19 protein-coding genes are annotated in these 19150 nt (G+C 51.1%); all 19 read left to right on the forward strand.

Going from position 1 to position 19150, the window contains the following annotated elements; genetic code table 11:
* Positions 1 to 39: 39 nt before the first annotated feature.
* The 19 genes from cobT (at position 40) to NE473_RS03820 (ending at position 19145) form a co-directional block, all read left to right on the forward strand.
* On the forward strand, positions 40 to 1125 hold the full coding sequence (cobT, locus tag NE473_RS03730) for a nicotinate-nucleotide--dimethylbenzimidazole phosphoribosyltransferase (protein ID WP_432762475.1): 1086 nt from the start codon (positions 40 to 42) through the stop codon (positions 1123 to 1125).
* Entirely contained in the window at positions 1119 to 1769 is a 651-nt protein-coding gene (locus NE473_RS03735; RefSeq protein ID WP_055650048.1) for a bifunctional adenosylcobinamide kinase/adenosylcobinamide-phosphate guanylyltransferase, read from the forward strand. Before cobT ends, NE473_RS03735 begins: the two co-directional genes overlap by 7 nt.
* A gap of 67 nt (positions 1770 to 1836) precedes the next feature.
* Positions 1837 to 2487: a GyrI-like domain-containing protein gene (locus tag NE473_RS03740; RefSeq protein ID WP_055650049.1), complete on the forward strand. Its 651-nt coding sequence runs from the start codon at positions 1837 to 1839 to the stop codon at positions 2485 to 2487.
* Positions 2488 to 2500: 13 nt separating this feature from the next.
* Positions 2501 to 2914, forward strand: coding sequence for a hypothetical protein (locus NE473_RS03745; RefSeq protein WP_006776786.1), 414 nt, complete (start codon positions 2501 to 2503; stop codon positions 2912 to 2914).
* On the forward strand, positions 2911 to 3855 hold the full coding sequence (locus NE473_RS03750) for a DNA/RNA non-specific endonuclease (protein WP_055650050.1): 945 nt from the start codon (positions 2911 to 2913) through the stop codon (positions 3853 to 3855). The genes NE473_RS03745 and NE473_RS03750 overlap by 4 nt, the downstream gene beginning before the upstream one ends.
* Positions 3856 to 4043: 188 nt before the next feature.
* The gene (locus NE473_RS03755; protein ID WP_055650051.1) at positions 4044 to 4622 is read left to right on the forward strand and encodes a hypothetical protein; all 579 of its coding nucleotides are present in this window, start codon (positions 4044 to 4046) and stop codon (positions 4620 to 4622) included.
* A gap of 344 nt (positions 4623 to 4966) precedes the next feature.
* Entirely contained in the window at positions 4967 to 5218 is a 252-nt protein-coding gene (locus NE473_RS03760; protein ID WP_006776790.1) for a TM1266 family iron-only hydrogenase system putative regulator, read from the forward strand.
* Positions 5215 to 6294 (forward strand): [FeFe] hydrogenase H-cluster radical SAM maturase HydE, encoded by a 1080-nt coding sequence (gene hydE / locus NE473_RS03765; protein WP_172682253.1) that lies wholly within the window; start codon positions 5215 to 5217, stop codon positions 6292 to 6294. Before NE473_RS03760 ends, hydE begins: the two co-directional genes overlap by 4 nt.
* 53 nt (positions 6295 to 6347) lie before the next feature.
* On the forward strand, positions 6348 to 7763 hold the full coding sequence (hydG, locus tag NE473_RS03770; protein ID WP_055650052.1) for a [FeFe] hydrogenase H-cluster radical SAM maturase HydG: 1416 nt from the start codon (positions 6348 to 6350) through the stop codon (positions 7761 to 7763).
* A gap of 54 nt (positions 7764 to 7817) precedes the next feature.
* Positions 7818 to 9038 (forward strand): [FeFe] hydrogenase H-cluster maturation GTPase HydF, encoded by a 1221-nt coding sequence (hydF, locus tag NE473_RS03775; RefSeq protein ID WP_055650099.1) that lies wholly within the window; start codon positions 7818 to 7820, stop codon positions 9036 to 9038.
* Between the two features lie 216 nt (positions 9039 to 9254).
* Entirely contained in the window at positions 9255 to 9677 is a 423-nt protein-coding gene (locus NE473_RS03780; RefSeq protein WP_055650053.1) for a helix-turn-helix domain-containing protein, read from the forward strand.
* A gap of 276 nt (positions 9678 to 9953) precedes the next feature.
* Positions 9954 to 11666 (forward strand): ABC transporter substrate-binding protein, encoded by a 1713-nt coding sequence (locus tag NE473_RS03785; protein WP_022033709.1) that lies wholly within the window; start codon positions 9954 to 9956, stop codon positions 11664 to 11666.
* 91 nt (positions 11667 to 11757) lie between these two features.
* On the forward strand, positions 11758 to 13158 hold the full coding sequence (locus NE473_RS03790) for a M20/M25/M40 family metallo-hydrolase (protein WP_242866118.1): 1401 nt from the start codon (positions 11758 to 11760) through the stop codon (positions 13156 to 13158).
* 31 nt (positions 13159 to 13189) lie between these two features.
* Entirely contained in the window at positions 13190 to 14392 is a 1203-nt protein-coding gene (locus NE473_RS03795) for a M24 family metallopeptidase (RefSeq protein ID WP_055650055.1), read from the forward strand.
* Positions 14393 to 14395: 3 nt separating this feature from the next.
* The gene (locus tag NE473_RS03800; protein WP_055650056.1) at positions 14396 to 15658 is read left to right on the forward strand and encodes a M20/M25/M40 family metallo-hydrolase; all 1263 of its coding nucleotides are present in this window, start codon (positions 14396 to 14398) and stop codon (positions 15656 to 15658) included.
* A 43-nt stretch (positions 15659 to 15701) separates the two neighbouring features.
* Complete coding sequence (locus NE473_RS03805) at positions 15702 to 16163, forward strand: aminopeptidase P family N-terminal domain-containing protein (RefSeq protein ID WP_022033705.1); 462 nt, start codon at positions 15702 to 15704, stop codon at positions 16161 to 16163.
* 16 nt (positions 16164 to 16179) lie between these two features.
* Complete coding sequence (locus NE473_RS03810) at positions 16180 to 17139, forward strand: ABC transporter permease (RefSeq protein ID WP_022033704.1); 960 nt, start codon at positions 16180 to 16182, stop codon at positions 17137 to 17139.
* Positions 17140 to 17149: 10 nt separating this feature from the next.
* A complete protein-coding gene (gene opp4C, locus NE473_RS03815; RefSeq protein ID WP_022033703.1) occupies positions 17150 to 18046 on the forward strand; it encodes an oligopeptide ABC transporter permease in 897 nt (298 codons plus the stop codon).
* A 19-nt stretch (positions 18047 to 18065) separates the two neighbouring features.
* A complete protein-coding gene (locus NE473_RS03820) occupies positions 18066 to 19145 on the forward strand; it encodes a M24 family metallopeptidase (protein WP_055650057.1) in 1080 nt (359 codons plus the stop codon).
* Positions 19146 to 19150: the final 5 nt, after the last annotated feature.

Below are 19150 nucleotides of genomic sequence, written 5' to 3' on the forward strand. Positions count from 1 at the left end.
GATCTTGGACTGGGATCCAGGGGCCTTCCCTGGTTTAAGCTGTATGAGAAAACGGCGGGAGAGTGCTTATACGGCCTGTTATCACGGATTTCACCGCTTTCCTCCGAGGCGATGGAGCTTGCCGCACTTACCTGGAGCCATGTGGCGAAGCCGCTGTTCAGTCTGGGGATACTGGAAGAGGATGTGATAAAGATCGCCGGAATTTCAAGCAGTCCCAGCGTCGATATCGGAAAACGGGCTCTGATCATCATGTGCGGCGACAACGGTATTGTGGAAGAGGGGGTGACCCAGACCGGTCAGGAAGTCACTGCCGTGGTAACTGAAAATATGACGGATGGAAACAGCAGCGTCTGCCTTATGGCCGAGAGGGCGGGAGTGGATGTGTTTCCGGTGGACATCGGAGTCTGCAGAGATCTGCGTTCCGGTACCAGGAATCCGCTGATACGAAAAAAGCTGGCTTATGGAACAAAGAATTTCCGAAAGGAACCGGCCATGAGCCGGGAAACGGCGGTCTCGGCCATCGCAGCAGGACTCTGCATGGCCGGGGAACTGAAGGAAAAAGGATACCGCCTGATCGCAACCGGAGAGATGGGGATCGGCAATACCACGACGAGCAGCGCCGTGGCAGCCATGCTGCTGGGGCGTGATCCTGCTGAAATGACCGGACGGGGAGCGGGGCTGTCGGATGAGGGCCTGAGGAAAAAAGTGTCTGTCATCCGGGAAGCCGTGAAACGGTATGAAGCACAATGCCGTGATGCCATCGATGTGATTGCCTGCGTGGGCGGCCTGGATCTCGCTGGCCTTACCGGCGTCTTTTTAGGGGGTGCCGTGTACCGGATTCCTGTTCTGATCGACGGATTTATCTCGGGAACCGCGGCGCTTGCCGCCGCAAAGCTGGCGCCATCCGCCTGTGATTATATGCTGGCTACCCACGTTTCGGCGGAACCGGCGGGAAAAATGATTTTAGAGGAACTCGGATTAAAACCGTTTGTAGCAGCAGGGATGTGCCTGGGAGAGGGAACGGGGGCGGTAGCATCGATCCCGCTTCTCGACATGGCGCTGGAGGTTTATACGAAAATGAGCACATTTCAGGATATCCGGATTGAGGAGTACAAGCAATGGTAACCCTGGTAACGGGAGGGAGCGGCAGCGGCAAATCAGCCTTTGCCGAGCAGGAGATCGTGAAGCTTGGAACGCGGAGACGGATTTACATTGCGACCATGAAGCCCTGGGATGAAGAATGCCGCCGCCGGATCGAACGCCACCGTGTGATGCGGGCGGACAAACAGTTTGAGACCATAGAGTGTTACCGCGGTTTAGACAGGCTGGAACTGCCTGCCGCAGGAAAAGAGGGGGAGGCAGGAAATGCCGTCCTCTTAGAATGCCTATCCAATCTGGTTTCCAATGAACTGTTTGGAACCGGAGAAGATGACTGTCCGGACCGTCTCTCCTCCCAATACGGTTCTGCGACAGCGGATCTGGTGGTGGGCGGAATCATGAGGCTGATGAGACAGGCGGACGATCTCGTCATCGTGACGAACGAGGTGTTTTCTGCCGGTGATTACCGCAGAAATCCAATCGGTGAGAACCGGCATGAAGGAGAACACTGGTATGAGGGCGGAAAATGTCCGGAGTCAGGGGATTTCAGCGGCTGGGATGAGTCCACAGCACTCTACTTAAAGGTTCTGGGAGAAGTAAACTGCCGCCTGGGAGCCGCTGCAGACCGCGTGACAGAGGTGACAGCCGGAATTCCTGTGATTATTAAATAATCATGTCATACAGCTGTCGTGTTTACCATGCTATACTAAAGCATGTTTGAATAAAGGAGGAAGCAGTATGACAGCATTTGATTATAAAAAAGAGTACAGGGCACTCTATCTTCCGAAAGATACACCTTCAGTCATAGATGTCCCGCCGATGCAGTATGCGGCAGTGAGAGGCTGTGGGAATCCCAATGAGGAAGGCGGCGAGTATGGGAGAGCGATTGCAGTTCTGTACGGGATATCCTATACGATTAAGATGAGCTATAAAGGGAGCCGGAAGATTGACGGTTTCTTCGAGTACGTCGTTCCTCCCCTGGAAGGGTTTTGGTGGATGGAAGGCGGTGTACCGGGCGTTGATTACAGAAATAAGTCCGGATTTAACTGGATCTCCATCATAAGAGTGCCGGATTTCGTCACGGAAGAGGTGTTTTCCTGGGCGAAGGAGGAGGCGCAGCGTAAGAAGGGGATCGATATGGGACCGGCAGAACTGATCACGGTTTCAGAAGGCCGGTGCGTCCAGTGCCTTCATATCGGAAGCTTCGACGAGGAACCGGCAACCGTTGCGAAGATGGACCGCTATCTGGAAGAACACGGTTATGTGAACGATTTCTCCGAGACTCGGCGTCACCATGAGATATACTTAAGTGACCCGAGGAAGGTTCCACGGGAGCGTATGAAGACGGTAATCAGGCATCCGGTGAGCCAGAACAGCATAAACGATTAAGGGAGCGAATAAGATGATAGTCATGGTGTGTATCGATGATCATAACGGCATGATGTTCAATCATCGCCGCCAGAGCAGAGACCGTGCGGTGATTGAACGGGTGCTTCGATGTGCAGAGAGCAGCAGGCTTTGGATGAGTGAGTATTCTTACCGGCTGTTTCCGGGGGAGAGCCGGGATCAGCTGGCGGTCGGACCGGATTTTCTGGAAAGGGCAGGACGCGGGGAGTACTGTTTTGTGGAGGACAGGGATATTCTGCCCTATGAAGCAGAACTTGAAGCGATCGTTCTGTTTCGATGGAACCGCAGTTATCCTGCAGATTTTTATTTCCCTGTGGAAATCCTGTCTCGCGGGTGGAGTATGACAGAATCCGAGGAATTTGAGGGAAGCTCCCACGAAAAAATAATAAAAGAAGTGTATAAAAGATGAAGAGAATAAGGACTTATATTGCAGTTTTATTGATGGCGGCACTGTTTCTTTCCGGGTGTGCGCCGGCGCCTGTTCAGACGGGCGGAAGCGGTTATACAGCCGGAGTTTTGGCGAATGAGACAGAGCTTGTGGGAAGCACGGGGCCAAAGCAGTTTTCAGTATCGGATATTCCTGTCTTTTCGGGTGCGGCGTATGCTGCAGTAAACGGTAATATCCCTTACTTCGATCAGTCGGATTATTCCACGGAATCATTTGAGACTTACAGTGATTTAGACAGCCTTGGAAGATGTGGTACGGCTTTTGCCAATGTTGGCACAGACTTAATGCCGACAGAAAAACGCGGTTCCATCGGGCAGGTAAAGCCCTCAGGCTGGCAGACCGTGAAATACGATTTCGTAGATGGGAAGTATCTCTATAACCGGTGCCATTTAATCGGCTTTCAGCTGACCGGGGAGAATGCCAATGAAAGGAATCTGATCACGGGAACCCGGTATATGAATGTGGATGGCATGCTGCCGTTTGAGAATATGGTAGCCGACTATGTCAAGGAGACGAAAAATCATGTCCTGTACCGTGTAACCCCTGTTTTTGAAGGGGATAATCTGGTTGCAGACGGCGTCCTGATGGAGGCGGAATCCGTTGAGGACGAGGGCGATGGAATCTTATTCTGTGTATTTGTCTATAATGTCCAGCCGGGAGTTGCCATAGACTATGCGACCGGAGACAGCAACCTGTCAGAGGACAGTAATACAGATTATCATGCCGATGCTGCCGGGCAGCAGGAGAATACTTATATTTTCAATACCAATACTCATAAATTTCACGATCCTTCCTGTTCCAGTGTTTCTCAGATGAATGAATCAAGCAAACAAAGCTTCACCGGAAGCCGGGAAGAGGCGATCGCACAGGGCTATGAGCCTTGCGGACGGTGTAAACCTTAATAAACAAATGCTGTGCCGTTGTATGATGATAACCAGATGGCAGGAACATGAGTTTGAACATAAAACATGAAAAATTCTATAGACTTTATACGCTTGAATATAGTATAATATACATGAATACATGTTAATGGAAACCGATAATTGGATTGGCAAAGTACGATTCAGTTTACTCATATGGAGGTGTGCATATGACAGACAGCGAAAAACTTGATTTGCTCCTGCTCAAAATGGAGGGGTTTGCGACAAAAGACGATTTGAAGTCCTTTGCAACAAAAGACGATTTGAAGCCCTTTGCAACAAAAGACGATTTGAAGTCCTTCGCAACAAAAGACGATTTGAAGCCCTTTGCGACAAAAGACGATTTGAAGCCCTTTGCGACAAAAGACGATTTGAAGTCCTTTGCAACAAAAGACGATTTGAAGTCCTTCGCAACAAAAGACGATTTGAAGCCCTTTGCGACAAAAGACGATTTAAAGTCGTTTGCAACAAAAGACGATTTGAAGTCATTTGCAACAAAAGACGATTTGAAGTCTTTTGTGACAAACGATGGCCTGAGGCACGAAATGAATTTGATTTTATCAGAAATAGATTCCACAGAGCAGAGGCTTAACCGCAGATTTGAAGAGGTCGATAAAAAAATACTGGATCTGCGTAATTATATGACATCCGTGCGATACAGCAGTGAGGCTGTGGAAATTCTTATGAAACGGCAGGATAATGTAGAGCAGAGATTACAAAAAGTGGAAAGAAAGGTCTTATATTCATAAGCTGACGGTTCCTTCGAGGCTAATTTTGTAAAAGGCAGAAAAACAATTGAAAATATTGCCAGGCCGTGATATGCTGTTACTGTATCCTGACGCTGAAAACATGTTTTGAGGTGAAAGGTTCGGCTTGAGATTAAGAAAGATAACATGGAGTGCAGAGGGCATTCTGTTCTTGCCGTACCTTTTTGGGGTACGGCATTTTTATTTTAACAAAACAAGCGAGAATTCCCCCGCCTTTGCAGGGGGAGGAATGGGACGCCAGGAACAAGTTTAACGGCAGTGGCGGGCGGAGAGAAACCGGTATCCCCCACTGACATGAAGTATTATAAAATCCCGGAGGTGTTACGATGGAAACAAGAATCGCAGTAGTGGGAATTGTGGTGGAAGAGGAGGAATCCGTGGAAGAACTCAATGAAATTCTCCATGAATACCGCCAGTATATCATCGGTCGGATGGGAATTCCCTACCATGAAAAGAAGATCAGCATTATCAGCATTGCAGTGGATGCGCCCCAGAGTATTATATCGGCCCTTTCCGGTAAGGTCGGAAAGCTGAAAGGAGTCAGCTCAAAAACTGCTTATTCAGGAGTAAAGTCATGATCAGGAGTAAAGTCATGAGTGAGACCGCGGGAAAGATCATGGACCCGGCCGTACGTCTGGCGGAGCATCACGATCTGCCGGATGAGGAGTTATACACTTTGATCACGGAGCGTGACGAAGCGACGGCACAGTTTTTGAAACAGGAAGCAAGGGCGCTGTGTGAGCGGATGTATGGACGCGTCGTTTACATTCGCGGACTGATCGAATTTACGAATTACTGCAAAAATGACTGCTACTACTGCGGGATCAGGAGAAGTAACCGGGAGGCGGAGCGCTACCGGCTGACAGAGAAAGAGATTCTGTCCTGCTGTGAAGCCGGTTATGGCCTGGGGTTTCGGACGTTTGTGCTCCAGGGAGGTGAAGATCCCTACTTTACGGACGAGCGTCTCTGTACCATAGTATCGTCAATCCGTCAGCGGTTTCCGGACTGTGCGATTACCCTGTCGGCAGGGGAGCGAAGCTTCGAAAGCTACCAGCGTCTCTATGACGCAGGCGCAGACCGTTACCTGCTCCGACATGAAACCGCTGATCGCTGCCATTACGGAATGCTTCACCCGGAGTCGATGAGCTTTGATCATCGGATGGCAGCACTTAGGGATTTGAAGGAGATCGGTTATCAAACCGGATGCGGCTTTATGGTTGGGTCACCATACCAGACGGCGGCTATGATGGTTAAGGATCTGCGGTTTATGAAGGAGTTCGGTCCCCACATGATCGGGATCGGTCCGTTTCTCTCTCATAAGGACACTCCGTTTCGCGACAGGAAAAATGGGACTGCAGAACTTACACTGTATTTACTGTCCATCATCCGTCTGATGATGCCGAAGGTGCTGCTGCCGGCCACCACGGCGCTGGGTACCGTGACGGAGGGCGGCAGGGAAGCCGGAATCTTAAGCGGGGCCAATGTGGTTATGCCGAATCTGTCCCCGGCAGGCGTCCGCAAAAAGTATATGCTCTACGACAACAAGCTGTCCTCCGGCTCCGAGGCTGCGGAGAGCCTGAATCTTTTAAGGGAATCCTTAAGTAAAATTGGTTATGGGATTGCCGTCTCACGAGGCGACAGTCTTGTAATATAAAAATTATGAACTGACGGAAAAGCACTCGCTGACCCGGAAGAAAGGAAGGAATCATGTATAATCCAGAATCATTAAAAGCGGAGGAATTTATCTCACACGAGGAGATCCTCGAGACACTTGACTATGCGGAAAAAAACAAAGAAAACAGGGAACTGATCGACTCGATCATCGAAAAGGCAAGGCAGTTAAAGGGATTGAGCCACAGGGAGGCCTCCGTGCTGCTGGCCTGCGAGATGCCGGATAAAATTGAGGAAATGTATGGCCTGGCGGAAGAAATCAAGAAGAAATTCTATGGAAACCGTATTGTCATGTTTGCCCCTCTCTACTTATCCAACTACTGTATCAATGGCTGCACCTACTGTCCGTACCACGGAAAGAACAAACACATCGCCCGCAAAAAACTGACGCAGGAGGAAGTGGCAAAGGAAGTGATTGCTCTTCAGGACATGGGCCATAAACGTCTGGCCATTGAGGCGGGGGAAGATCCGGTGAGGAATCCCATCGAATACATACTGGAATGTATTGATACCATTTATTCCATAAAGCATAAAAATGGAGCCATTCGCCGTGTGAATGTCAATATCGCCGCAACCACGGTTGAGAACTACAGGAAGCTGAAGGACGCGGGAATCGGCACCTATATTCTGTTTCAGGAGACGTATCACAAGGAGAGCTATGAAGTGCTCCATCCGACGGGACCGAAGCACGATTACGCCTACCATACCGAGGCGATGGACCGGGCCATGGAGGGCGGAATCGATGATGTGGGCCTTGGGGTACTGTTTGGACTGGAACTCTACAAATATGAATTCGCCGGTCTTCTGATGCATGCCGAGCACTTGGAGGCGGTTCACGGCGTGGGACCTCACACCATCAGCGTTCCGCGTATCAAGCATGCCGACGACATCGATCCCAGCGCATTTGACAACAGCATTAGCGACGACATCTTTGCAAAACTCTGCGCACTGATCCGTCTTGCCGTGCCATATACGGGAATGATCATATCCACGAGGGAGAGCCAGGAGGTGAGAGAAAAAGTGATCCGCCTCGGCGTATCCCAGATCAGCGGCGCATCCAGAACGAGTGTGGGCGGTTATCAGGAAGAGATTCGTCCGACCGATACGGAGCAGTTTGATGTTTCGGATCAGAGGAGTCTCGACGAGGTGGTCCGCTGGCTGATGGAGATGGGATACATTCCGTCCTTCTGTACCGCCTGCTATCGGGAAGGCAGGACCGGAGACCGTTTCATGAGCCTCTGTAAGAGCGGACAGATCCAGAACTGCTGTCATCCCAACGCACTAATGACATTAAAAGAATTTTTGATGGATTACGCTTCTGAGGATACGGAGGCCATTGGAGAAAAACTCATAGAAGCGGAGCTGGCCAATATACCGAAGGATAAGGTGCGGGAGATCTGTAAGGATCATCTGGATCAGATTGAACAGGGAATCCGCGACTTCCGGTTCTGATAAGGTGCGGTCCGCCGGAACGGCAAATTTGGAAGAACTGCGGGGTGAAGAATGATGGGACTTAATGATACACCGGGTGGAGAGCGCCTCCACATCGGCTTTTTTGGCCGCCGCAATGCGGGAAAATCCAGTATTGTAAACGCGGTCACGGGCCAGGAACTGTCGGTGGTCTCTGATATTAAGGGGACAACCACGGACCCGGTCTATAAATCCATGGAGCTGCTGCCGATGGGCCCTGTGGTGATTATCGATACTCCGGGCTTTGACGATGAGGGCGCTCTCGGAGAGCTGCGTGTGAAAAAGACCAGGGAGATTTTAAACCGGGCGGACTGTGCGGTGCTGGTGGTCGATTCTCTTCAGGGAAAGACGAAGGCCGATGAAGAACTGCTCTCCCTGTTTAAGGAAAAAGAGATTCCTTTTCTGATTGCCTATAATAAGTGGGATTTGCTGGAGAAGAACGAGTCTCACGGGGGGCAATGCACGGCAGAAGAACAGACAGAAGAGAACGGTATCACTGTCAGCGCCGAAACCAGCTACCACATACAGGAGTTAAAGGAAAAGATCGCCGGCCTTGTAAAGGAGAAGGAACATGGCTGCCGTCTGGTCGGTGATTTCTTAAAACCACTGGATCTTGTGGTTTTAGTGGTCCCTATAGATAAAGCGGCGCCAAAGGGGCGGCTGATTCTGCCCCAGCAGCAGGCCATCCGGGATATTCTGGAGGCGGGCGCCCTGTCCGTCGCAGTGCGCGACACGGAGCTTTCGGCCGCGCTTAAGAAACTGGGCCGGGATCCGGATCTGGTCATCACGGACAGCCAGGCGTTTTCTGAAGTGGCTGCGGTGGTGCCGGATCATGTGCTGCTCACTTCATTTTCCGTTCTGATGGCCAGATACAAAGGCTTTCTGGAGACGGCGGCGAGCGGAGTGAAGGCCGTGGACCGGCTGCAGGATGGGGACCGGGTTCTCATATCGGAGGGCTGCACCCATCACAGGCAGTGCAATGATATCGGTACGGTAAAAATTCCGGCCTGGATTAAGAACTATACAGGTAAAAATGTGATCATTGAAACTTCCTCCGGGCGAAGCTTTCCGGAAGATCTGTCCGGATACCGTCTGGTAATTCACTGCGGCGGATGCATGCTCAATGAAAGAGAAGTCAGATACCGCATGAAGTGTGCGGGGGATGCAGGCGTTCCCTTTACAAATTACGGTATGGTCATCGCACAGATGAAGGGAATCCTGGAGCGGAGTCTGGAAATTTTCCAAAAGGCCCGGTGATTGTTTCGGGGAAAAGCATGTCCGGTTATGAATAAAAACTGAGCAGGAACGTTAACGGGATCGCCGTTAGCTTTCCTGCTTTTTGATATCACGGAAATAAATGGAAAAAAATACCATAAATGGAGTTTTAGGACTACTCAGCGTGAGTTCCAAATACTGATTATTTCATGTAAAATAATAAAAGAAGTATTTTACATCAGGAAGGATTTATTTTACATGAACGATAACAGAAGTAAAAATCAGCCGCGAGTACGGAATTTTCCATTAGAACAGACCGAAGTGAAGGGCCCGGGACGCGCTGCGAAGGGCGGACGAAACAAAGAGGAGCTGCTGCGCGAAATGGGAAACCGCTTAAGGCAGATCAGACTGGAAAAAAACTGGACTCAGGATAAGATGGCGGAATGTCTCGGCATTACGAAAGCGTTCTATGGAAAAATTGAGCGGGGAGAGAGCAGTATTGCCCTGGAAAAACTGGCTCTGTTGAATGAGACCATGGATATTGACTTAAATTACCTGATAACAGGTGAGACAATTCCTGTACTTCCGATTAATTTCCAGGACGTTCCCCGCGAGAAGCGGTACAGCATGGAACAGCTGATCAAGTACGCTGTCAGCCTGGCTTCATCGAAGGAGGAGTGAGGGAGAACAGACCATTTGCCGGAGACGATGAAGACCATCTGGCGGTCCCCTCTTAAATTTTGTAAGGAAGCAGCTAAAAAAATTACAGATAATTTACTAAAAAAGTTTATTTACTAAAAAATTTGAATACTTAAAATTAATGGATTGACAAGAAACGACATTATTGTTATACTAATCCCAACAAATGCAAAGAAGCAGAAAATGGAGTTCATTTTCTGCATTTTTTGTAAATATTTGCTTTAGTGAACTAAAGTGACGGTCATAGGAGGATTAGTTATGAGAAAACGTAGAAGTGTACTTGCAGCAATATTACTGTCAGCGATGGCTCTTACAACCGCATGCAGCGGAGGCGGCGGCACGACAGAGACGAACGGGGGTGGAACCGTTCAGGCTGAAGCGGGATCGGAAGCGGGAAATACGGGGGAAGAAACCGTGGTGCAGATTGGCCAGACCTCTGAGGTAGCCAACTTAAACCCGACGATTCAGCCGAGAACACCGGACAGCAATGTTCAGTGTATGATCTTTGATTATCTGGTAATTCCGGATGAAGAACTGAACTATGTAGGGGCTCTGGCGGAAGGCTGGGATGTGTCGGACGACGGCAGAACGTACACCTTCCATTTGAGAGATGGCGTCAAATGGCATGACGGAGAACCGTTTACTTCTGCGGACGTTGCATTTACACTGACATCCTTAGCGGCACCGACCTACAAGGGCGGCGCAGACAGCCGTATCGTCTCCATCGTCGGCGCCAAGGCGTACCAGGAGGGAAGCGCGGACAGCGTCTCCGGCATTACGACACCGGATGACAAGACGGTTGTTGTGGAACTGGAAGAGGCGAACGCCGCATTTATCGGAAACATGTATACGTGTATTCTGCCGAAGCACATTCTGGGAGATGTGGATCCGGGCACATGGGATACCGACGATTTTAACCGTCACCCGATCGGAACCGGCAAGTATAAATTCGTTGAGTGGAAATCCGGCCAGTACATTGAACTGGAGAAGAACGAGGACTACTTCGGTGCAAAGCCAAGCATTGACCGTGTCTATGTGAAGTTTGGTGATGAGACTACACTGACGGCGTCCCTGATCAATGGCGAGCTGGATGTACTGTACGGCTTAAGCGCTTCAGAGATCGAGACCGTAGAGGCGATGGGCGGAGTCAGAGTGGAAACGTATGATATGTTAAGCGTATATTATATCGGCTTAAACCAGTTAAATGAAGATTTAAGCGATTTAAAGGTACGCCAGGCCCTGGCTTACGGTATTGACAAAGCCAAGATTGTAGCGACCGTCTATGGGGAGAGCGGCTACGTTCAGGACAGCATCTTCCCGAGCAATCACTGGACCTACAGCGACGATGTGACAAAGTATCCGTATGATCCGGCAAAAGCAAAATCCCTTTTGGAAGAGGCCGGATACACCATGAACGCATCAACCGGATTTTACGAGAAGAATGGAAAAACACTTCATCTGACCTATGATCTTGTAACCAGCACGGACGGCAATTCCGTTGCGCAGCTGATCCAGCAGCAGTGGAAGGAAATCGGCGTGGAGATGGAGATCATCGAGCAGGATTTCTCCACACTGGCTTATACGAAGCTGTTCCCATCTGATGACAGCGGCAGCCCGCGCCGCGTAACGGCAGACGATTTTGCCTGCTACACCTTAGGCTTCGGCATGGAGGCCGATCCGGACGAGTATAGAATGTACTTAACCACAGCTGATGCGCCAGGTACCTGGAACTTCGTTACATACAGCAATCCTGAGGTTGATCAATTATTCGAAAAGCAGCTCTACAGCACAAAGCCTGAGGAGAGAGCAGAATGCTACCATGAGATCGGCAAGCTGATTTCCGAAGATGTGCCGTGGATTCCGTTATACGGTAAGAAGAGCCTTGCAGGAGTCAGCGAGAAGGTACAGAACTTTGCAGCAGACTTCCGTGGAATTACCTTCCAGATCGAAAAATGGAGCGTGGCTCAATAAGTCTAAAATACCGCTGCCTGCGGAACTAAATGAATGAGGTGAAATGGCCCAAAGCACATTGTTTTGGGCCATTTCACCAATGGAGAGGCAAATGAAATACGATTATACAGAAGTTTTAAAGGATCTGGTCAGAATCGATACCACAAATCCACCGGGAAATGAAAAAATGGCGCTTGATTACATTCAGCAGATTCTTGAACAGGAAGGGATCAATTCGAAGATTTACGAGAGTGCTCCCGGCAGGGGAAATCTCCTGGCCTGCCTTCCGGCTTCCTTCCATATGGATGAGGGCGCCGGACCTGAGCGGGATTCGGCTGAGGATGAAGCGGCGGACCGGCCGCTGATTCTTATGAGCCATATTGACGTGGTTCTGGCCAAGGAGTCCCAGTGGAAGCATCCGCCCTTTGCCGCGGTGGAGGAGGACGGTTATATCTACGGACGCGGCACCGTGGATACGAAGCAGCTGACGGTCATGGAACTGGCGGCTTTTCTGGCGCTGGCGGAAAATGGAGAACAGAGGAAACGGGATGTCTTCCTTCTGGTGACCTGTGATGAGGAGAGCGGAAGCGCCTGCGGGCTTTCCGCATTTCTGGAGGAAACCATCCCGGCAGGAAGCCGTTCCATCACAGGAAGAGAGCTCTTTGAAAACAGTGAGGTAATCAGCGAAGGCGGAGGCTTCCCGATTCTGGTGGGAGATACGGCTTTTTACTTATGTGAGTCGGGGCAGAAGGGATGCGGCACCGTGGAATTTACGGTGGCGGCCAGACTGGCAAAAGGGCCGTTCTTCGGAAGCGGAGACGGGATGGTAAGAGCCATGAAGCTGGTGGCCGATATCGGGTCCATGGAACTGGAGCAGAGGAAGCTGCCTACGGTCGCGCACTTTGAACAACGGCTTTCCCAATGCGTGGACGGCGGCAGTCACGGTGAACCGGATGCAGGGCAGGACGCCGCTCGTCTCGGAGAGGTACTTTCCCCGGTTATGAACAATATTTTAACGGCCATGAACCGGAATACCATGACCATAACCATGATACAGGGGAAAAACAGCAGCGAGGTGAAGGTGATCTGCGATGTGCGGCTTCTGCCAGGTTACGGAACCGAATATCTGAAAGAACTTACGGACAGTCTGGCGGAAAAATGGGATGCGGACTGCCGGATTTTATCCTTCAGCGAGGGCTATGAAAGCCAGCCGGAAGGCGGGCTGATCGGCTGCCTGGAGGAAGCGACAAGGATGGAACTGGGAGAAGCCGGAAAACGGGCGGAGCTGCTTCCGTTCATTTCCATGGGATCCAGCGACGGCCGTTTCCTGGTGCCCATGAAGGCGAAGGTATACGGCTACAGTCCGGTGCTTCCCTGGGATATGACCTTTGATCAGGCCGTTTCCATGGTTCACGGCGTCGATGAAAAGATTCACCGGGAATCGGTGCTGTTTGGATGCCGGGTTCTTGAACGTGCAGTCCGTCAGGCAGTCTGCGGCAGTCACGGTGAATGAATAATTGTAAAAAAGGAAGAAGGGGAACATTATGGTAGACAGAAAAAATGTAGCGGTTGAGAAGATGGACCGTGCAGTCCAGATGTTAAAAGAAAATCAGATCGATATGTGGATGTTTTATTCCAGGCAGAATCAGGATCCGTCGCTGGAACTGATGTTCAATACCGATACGAAGAATGAGGTCCTGTTTGTGCTGACAGCAGAAGGAGACCGGATGGCATTTGCGGAAGCGTCCGATGCGGCGGTTTATGAAGCCTCCGGGATCTTTACCTGTGTGAAGACGGTGACGCCGGACACCATTATGAAGGAATTTACAGCAGTATGTGACGAAAAGAAGCCAAACCGGATCGCGGTCAACGACTCCACCGAGGATTCCCGCTGTGACGGTCTTGGGCTGGGGCTCTATAAAAAAGTATGCGGCGCGCTGGGGGAGGACCGCATGAAGGCGTTAAAGACCGGAAGCTACCGGATGCTGGAAGAACTCCGCGCGGTAAAGACTCCCAGCGAGGTTGCCATTATGGAGGAGTGCAGCCGTTTGACGACCAATATATACGACGCACTTTTTGAACGTCTCCATGTAGGACTCAGTGAAATCGATGTGGGAGAGATCATGATGGAAGAGTGTGCGAAGCGGAACGTAGTCACCGCTTTCGGAAATCCGCCGGAATATCCGCTGGTTCTTCTCGTCAAGGGCGGCATGTCCCACAGGAAGCCGAACGCGAAGAATATCTGTATGCCGGGTGATATGCTGGTGATCGACTTCAGCATCCGCTTTAACGGCTATACCTCCGATATTGCGCGCACCATGTACTTCTTAAAACCGGGCGAGAAGCATGCTCCGAAGGAGGTCACCGACTGTGCAAACGGGGCCATCCGCGCTGTCGGTGAGGTTATGAAGGTGATCAAACCGGGCATGAAGGGCTACGAGGTGGACGCGGTTGGAAGACAGTCCATTCTGGACAGCGGTTATCCCAATATTCCTCATTCCGTAGGCCATCAGGTGGGGTTAGAAGTGCACGACGGCGGAACGACCCTCGGGCCAAACAAGGCCAAGGTCAGCTGCCAGGGCGTTTTAAGAAAGAATGAGATCTACGCGCTGGAACCGACCGTACTTCAGCCGGATGGACTTCCCTGCGCGATCATCGAGGATGATGTAATCCTGACCGATGACGGATGCAGGCTCATCAGCAAACGCCAGACTGCATTAATCGAGATTCCGTACAGAGAGGCTTAATTCATGGATAATGTGAAAGAGACACTGATTCATCTCATTTCTATTCCCTCGGTAACCGCTTCTCCCTCCGAGAAGGAAGCCATCATGTACCTCGAAGAGATCTTAAAGGAAGAGGGAATTGAGACAGAGCGGATTTATAAGGATCCGGAACGCTTAAATCTTCTCGCTCATTTACCGGCCGAGAAGCCGGAAAAGGAGCCCCTTGTGCTGATCTCCCATGTCGATGTGGTGGATGGCGATGCTGACAAATGGAACTGGCCGGTGTTCGGCGGAGTGGAAGACGGAGGCAGGATCTATGGCAGGGGAACGCTGGATACGAAGCATTTGACCGTGATGGAGCTGAACGCGTTTCTGAACCTGAAACGGTCGGGGCGGAAGCTGAAGCGCGACGTCTATTTCCTGGCAACCATCGATGAGGAAGCGGGAAGTACATTCGGCATGGAGTACGTAAAAGAGGCAAAACCGGACCTGTTTGTGCATGCCGCAGTCATCAACGAAGGCGGTGGTTTTCCCCTTCGGATTAACGGAAAAGACTATATGATGGTGACGGTGGGAGAAAAGGCCGTGTGCAAGGTAAAGCTTTCGGCTTCGGGACGCGGCGGCCACGCCAGCGCGCCCGGCGGCGATCAGGCCATTTTAAAGCTTGCCGCCGTGCTGGAGGAAGTCTTTGGCGCGGAGGCGGAGCTGGACTTTGGAAGCCACGCGACACAGGAGACCATGGCGCGGATTCTGGGAAGCCGTGACTGCGACAACCCGGTGGCAGCCGACATTTTCGGGTACTCTGGCCAGAATACCATCGGGCTCCGGGATTACCGGATTGGAGACCGGAGCAATGTGATTCCGGCCGCGGTGGAAGTGGTTCTGGAATTTAAAGTCCTTCCGGGAACCCGGGAAGAGGAGATTGAAGCGTTTATAAGACGCCATGTAACGGATGGGGTACAGTATGAAATCATGAGCTTTGAGAGAGGCTTCGAAAGCAATTTCGACAACTCTGCTCTAAAAAGCGTGATCGAGGACTTAAAGACCATCAGCAGAGAGGAAGGCTTCTCCTGTGAGGTTCTTCCCATGCTTGCGCTGGGGCGCACGGATGGCCGCTTTTTCGGTTCGGAAGGAAGTATGGTTTATGGCTGCTCCCCTCTTCTGATGGACGACTCCTTTGACGTAGTGCTGCCGAAGGTTCATGGAAATGATGAAAGCATATCCACGGAATCCTATCTCTTTGGCTGCAGGGTACTGGACCGTTTCATTGAGAAAAACTGTTTGTAAGCCGTGAAAGAGCGGCCTGCTATTACATAAAATGGAGGTAAAAATGAAGAACTTTGAATTTCATAATCGTGTGATCCATGATGTGACTGAAAAACTGAAAGAACTGGACATTGACTTGTATTTAATCATTACCAGCGAAGGAAGCGATAAGATGACCCGGTTTATTCCCGGAGTCGATACCGTGGGATCCGGAGCATTTTTCTTTACAAAGGAAGGAAAACGGTACGGCGTGGCATCTACCATAGACGCTCAGGACGTGGAGGAATCCGGCCTGTTTGATGAGGTAGTCCGCTACCAGGATTACGAAAGCGCGGTAGCCGGCCTTCTGGAACGGCTGAATCCGAAGCGTGTGGCGCTTGATTTTTCCGAGACGGATGCGGAATGCGACGGACTGACACTGGGACGGTATGAACATTATAAGTCTCACATCAAGGGGCAGATGGAGTATACAGAGGTCAGCTCCGATCTGTTTATCCCACAGGTGAAGGCTGCAGTCCACCAATAAGATCAGGAGGTTATCGATGGGAAAATACATAAGAAAACGGTTAATACAGTCAATTCCCGTGGTGTTCGGTATTACAATACTGACCTATTTTATCATGAAACTGGCGCCGGGCGGCCCCCTGGCCAACATGATTAATCCGCGTACTTCGGCGGAATCCATACTGAGGGCCAAGGAAGCGATGGGCTTAAATAAGCCGATCATCATTCAGTATGTCAACTGGCTGAGAGAGCTGCTGCAGGGGAATTTCGGTTACAGCACCAACTCAGGCCAGCAGGTTCTTGCCATGATACTGGAACGGCTTCCGGCGACGCTGCTGCTCACGGTAACTGCGTTTGTTTTAAGCTTTGTCATTGGGATACCGCTGGGGGTTTACTCAGCAACCCATAAGTATTCGGCCGGAGATTACGGCCTCACCATTTTCTCCTTTATCGGAATATCGATTCCCAGCTTCTTCTTCGGCATGGGTTTAATCTATATCTTTGCCATTAAGCTGAAATGGTTTCCGACGTCCGGATTTGGCGATACCACCTTTAAGGGAACCGGGATGGCCCTCTTTCTCAACAAGATGAAATACTTAGTCATGCCCGCTCTGGTGATGTCCCTGGCCAATTTAGCCACGGTCATGCGCTTTACCCGGTCGAGCATGGTAGAAACGCTGAATCAGGATTATATCCGCACGGCCAGGGCCAAAGGACTTTCGGAAAAGGTGGTGATCTACCGCCACGCACTGAAGAATTCCCTGATTCCGGTTATCACCATCTTCGGCTTATCCATTCCGAACCTGTTCGGGGGCGCCTATATCACAGAAAAGGTGTTCAGCTGGCCGGGTATGGGGCTTTTGGGCGTTGACGCCATCGCAAACAGAGACTACGCGGTGCTGATGGGACTGACTCTGTTTACGGCGATTCTGGTTCTCGTGGGCAATCTCGTCGCGGATATCCTTTATTCCTTCGTTGACCCGAGAATACGATACTAAGGAGGCTTCCATGGAGAAAAAAATTACATATAAAAGACGGACCAATCTCTTCAAAACGGATGCGTGGAAGCGGTTCAGCAAAAATAAACTGGCACTGATTGGAAGCATCATCATTCTTCTCATGATCGCAGCGGCCATTCTGGCACCCCTCATCGTTCAGAACGATCCGTATGTGTCCTTAACCGACGCAAACGGCCTCATTCTGAAAAACAGCTCTCCGGCCAAGAGCGGTACGATCCTGGGAACGGACAGCCTGGGGCGTGACACCTTCAGCCGGGTGATCTATGCAGCGAGAGTCTCCATGAGTGTTGGCGTGGTGGCTGTCGGCATTTCCACCGGCATCGGTATTCTTTTAGGTGCGCTGGCCGGTTATTTCGGCGGCTGGGTGGATACCTTCATCATGCGTGTGGTTGATGTGGTCTACTGCTTTCCGGTGCTGTTCCTGGTTATCATCATCGCAACGATCTTAAAGCCCAGCATCTATAATATTATGATTATCATCGGCCTCTGCAACTGGACCGGGACGGCGCGGTTTGTCAGGGGCGAGATTTTAAGGGTCCGTGAACTGGAATACGTTCAGGCCTCCATCTCACTGGGGGCGACGGATGGACGGACCATTTTTCATCATATCATCCCCAATATCATGGCTCCGATTATCGTGGAAGCCACTCTTCAGATGGCGAGGGCCATCCTGACAGAAGCTTCCTTAAGTTATCTGGGCGTCGGTGTCCAGATGCCGACAGCCAGCTGGGGAAATATGCTGATGAGTGCCAATAACTTATCCACGCTGACGCTGCGCCCGTGGCAGTGGGTGCCGCCGGGAGTCTGTATCTTCCTGGCAGTACTGAGCATCAATTTTATCGGTGACGGCTTAAGAGACGCGTTTGACGCAAGACAGAAGAAGTAACTGCGGAACAGGAGTTTAGATGAAGAAGACACAATATGAAAAGAGGCTGTCGGGCCTCAGAGCTTACCTTGAGGATCACGGCCTTGCGGGGGCCCTGATCACTTCGTATGAAAACCGCAGGTATTTCTGTGGATTTACAGGGAGCAGCGGTTACCTTATCGTCACACGGACCCATGTCGTTCTCATAACGGATAAGCGGTACACGACCCAGGCGAAGGAGCAGACTGTGGACTGCGAGATCGTGGAGCACAGCCAGGACCGGCTGAGACTGGTGGCGGACACCATGAAGCGCCTTGGAATCACTTCCTCCGTCATGGAAAGCAGTATGACTGCCGGGGAATATTTTTCCCTGAAGGAGTACTTAGGGGACCACAGGACCGTACTGGAGGATGAGTACTTCCTGGAACTGCGCATGGTGAAGGACGAATGGGAAACAGAAGCCGTAAGGGAGGCCATCCGGCGCGCCGAGGCGGGCTTTGACCGGCTGATTCCCAGGCTGAAGACCGGCATGACAGAAAAGGATTTAGCGGATGAACTTCATTATCTGGTGAACCGGGAGGGCGCCGAGGCCATGAGCTTTGGAACCATTGTCGCCTCCGGGGCGAGGGGAGCCATGGCGCACGGATTTCCGACGGACAAGGTCATTGAGAACGGTGATATGGTGGTCGTTGACTTTGGAGTCATGTACGACGGTTACTGTTCCGATATGACGCGGACGCTGCTTTTCGGCGATATTTCCCGGGAGAATATGAGAATTTTCAATCTGGTTCTGGAAGCCGGAAAACGGGCCGTGGAAGCGGTGCGGCCGGGCGTGCACGTAAACGAAGTGGAGGCGGCTCACAGGGAGGTATTTATCAGAGAGGGGCTGGATGACTACGCGCTTCGCGGACTGGGGCATGGAATCGGCCTGCAGATCCACGAATGTCCAAGAGTCCAGATCGGAAAGGACACGGTACTGAAGCCGAATATGATATTTACCATAGAGCCGGGCCTCTATTTTCCGGGAGTCTGCGGTGTGCGCACGGAGGATGACGTTCTGGTGACGGAAAGCGGAGTGGAAAACCTTTCCCATACGCCGCATGAGATTCATATTGACTAGGAAAG

The sequence above is a fragment of the Hungatella sp. SL.1.14 genome, assembly GCF_024460495.1.
Lineage (GTDB): Bacteria > Bacillota > Clostridia > Lachnospirales > Lachnospiraceae > Hungatella > Hungatella hathewayi.

Excerpts from the sequence above, each read along its gene's own strand:
- opp4C (WP_022033703.1), top strand. The coding sequence starts at position 17,150 with ATGGAGAAAAAAATTACATATAAAAGACGGACCAATCTCTTCAAAACG.
- NE473_RS03805 (WP_022033705.1), top strand. The coding sequence starts at position 15,702 with ATGAAGAACTTTGAATTTCATAATCGTGTGATCCATGATGTGACTGAA.
- NE473_RS03800 (WP_055650056.1), top strand. The coding sequence starts at position 14,396 with ATGGATAATGTGAAAGAGACACTGATTCATCTCATTTCTATTCCCTCG.
- NE473_RS03750 (WP_055650050.1), top strand. The coding sequence starts at position 2,911 with ATGAAGAGAATAAGGACTTATATTGCAGTTTTATTGATGGCGGCACTG.
- NE473_RS03740 (WP_055650049.1), top strand. The coding sequence starts at position 1,837 with ATGACAGCATTTGATTATAAAAAAGAGTACAGGGCACTCTATCTTCCG.
- NE473_RS03790 (WP_242866118.1), top strand. The coding sequence starts at position 11,758 with ATGAAATACGATTATACAGAAGTTTTAAAGGATCTGGTCAGAATCGAT.
- NE473_RS03785 (WP_022033709.1), top strand. The coding sequence starts at position 9,954 with ATGAGAAAACGTAGAAGTGTACTTGCAGCAATATTACTGTCAGCGATG.
- NE473_RS03795 (WP_055650055.1), top strand. The coding sequence starts at position 13,190 with ATGGTAGACAGAAAAAATGTAGCGGTTGAGAAGATGGACCGTGCAGTC.
- NE473_RS03745 (WP_006776786.1), top strand. The coding sequence starts at position 2,501 with ATGATAGTCATGGTGTGTATCGATGATCATAACGGCATGATGTTCAAT.
- NE473_RS03755 (WP_055650051.1), top strand. The coding sequence starts at position 4,044 with ATGACAGACAGCGAAAAACTTGATTTGCTCCTGCTCAAAATGGAGGGG.
- NE473_RS03820 (WP_055650057.1), top strand. The coding sequence starts at position 18,066 with ATGAAGAAGACACAATATGAAAAGAGGCTGTCGGGCCTCAGAGCTTAC.
- hydE (WP_172682253.1), top strand. The coding sequence starts at position 5,215 with ATGATCAGGAGTAAAGTCATGAGTGAGACCGCGGGAAAGATCATGGAC.
- hydG (WP_055650052.1), top strand. The coding sequence starts at position 6,348 with ATGTATAATCCAGAATCATTAAAAGCGGAGGAATTTATCTCACACGAG.
- NE473_RS03735 (WP_055650048.1), top strand. The coding sequence starts at position 1,119 with ATGGTAACCCTGGTAACGGGAGGGAGCGGCAGCGGCAAATCAGCCTTT.
- NE473_RS03780 (WP_055650053.1), top strand. The coding sequence starts at position 9,255 with ATGAACGATAACAGAAGTAAAAATCAGCCGCGAGTACGGAATTTTCCA.
- NE473_RS03760 (WP_006776790.1), top strand. The coding sequence starts at position 4,967 with ATGGAAACAAGAATCGCAGTAGTGGGAATTGTGGTGGAAGAGGAGGAA.
- hydF (WP_055650099.1), top strand. The coding sequence starts at position 7,818 with ATGGGACTTAATGATACACCGGGTGGAGAGCGCCTCCACATCGGCTTT.
- NE473_RS03810 (WP_022033704.1), top strand. The coding sequence starts at position 16,180 with ATGGGAAAATACATAAGAAAACGGTTAATACAGTCAATTCCCGTGGTG.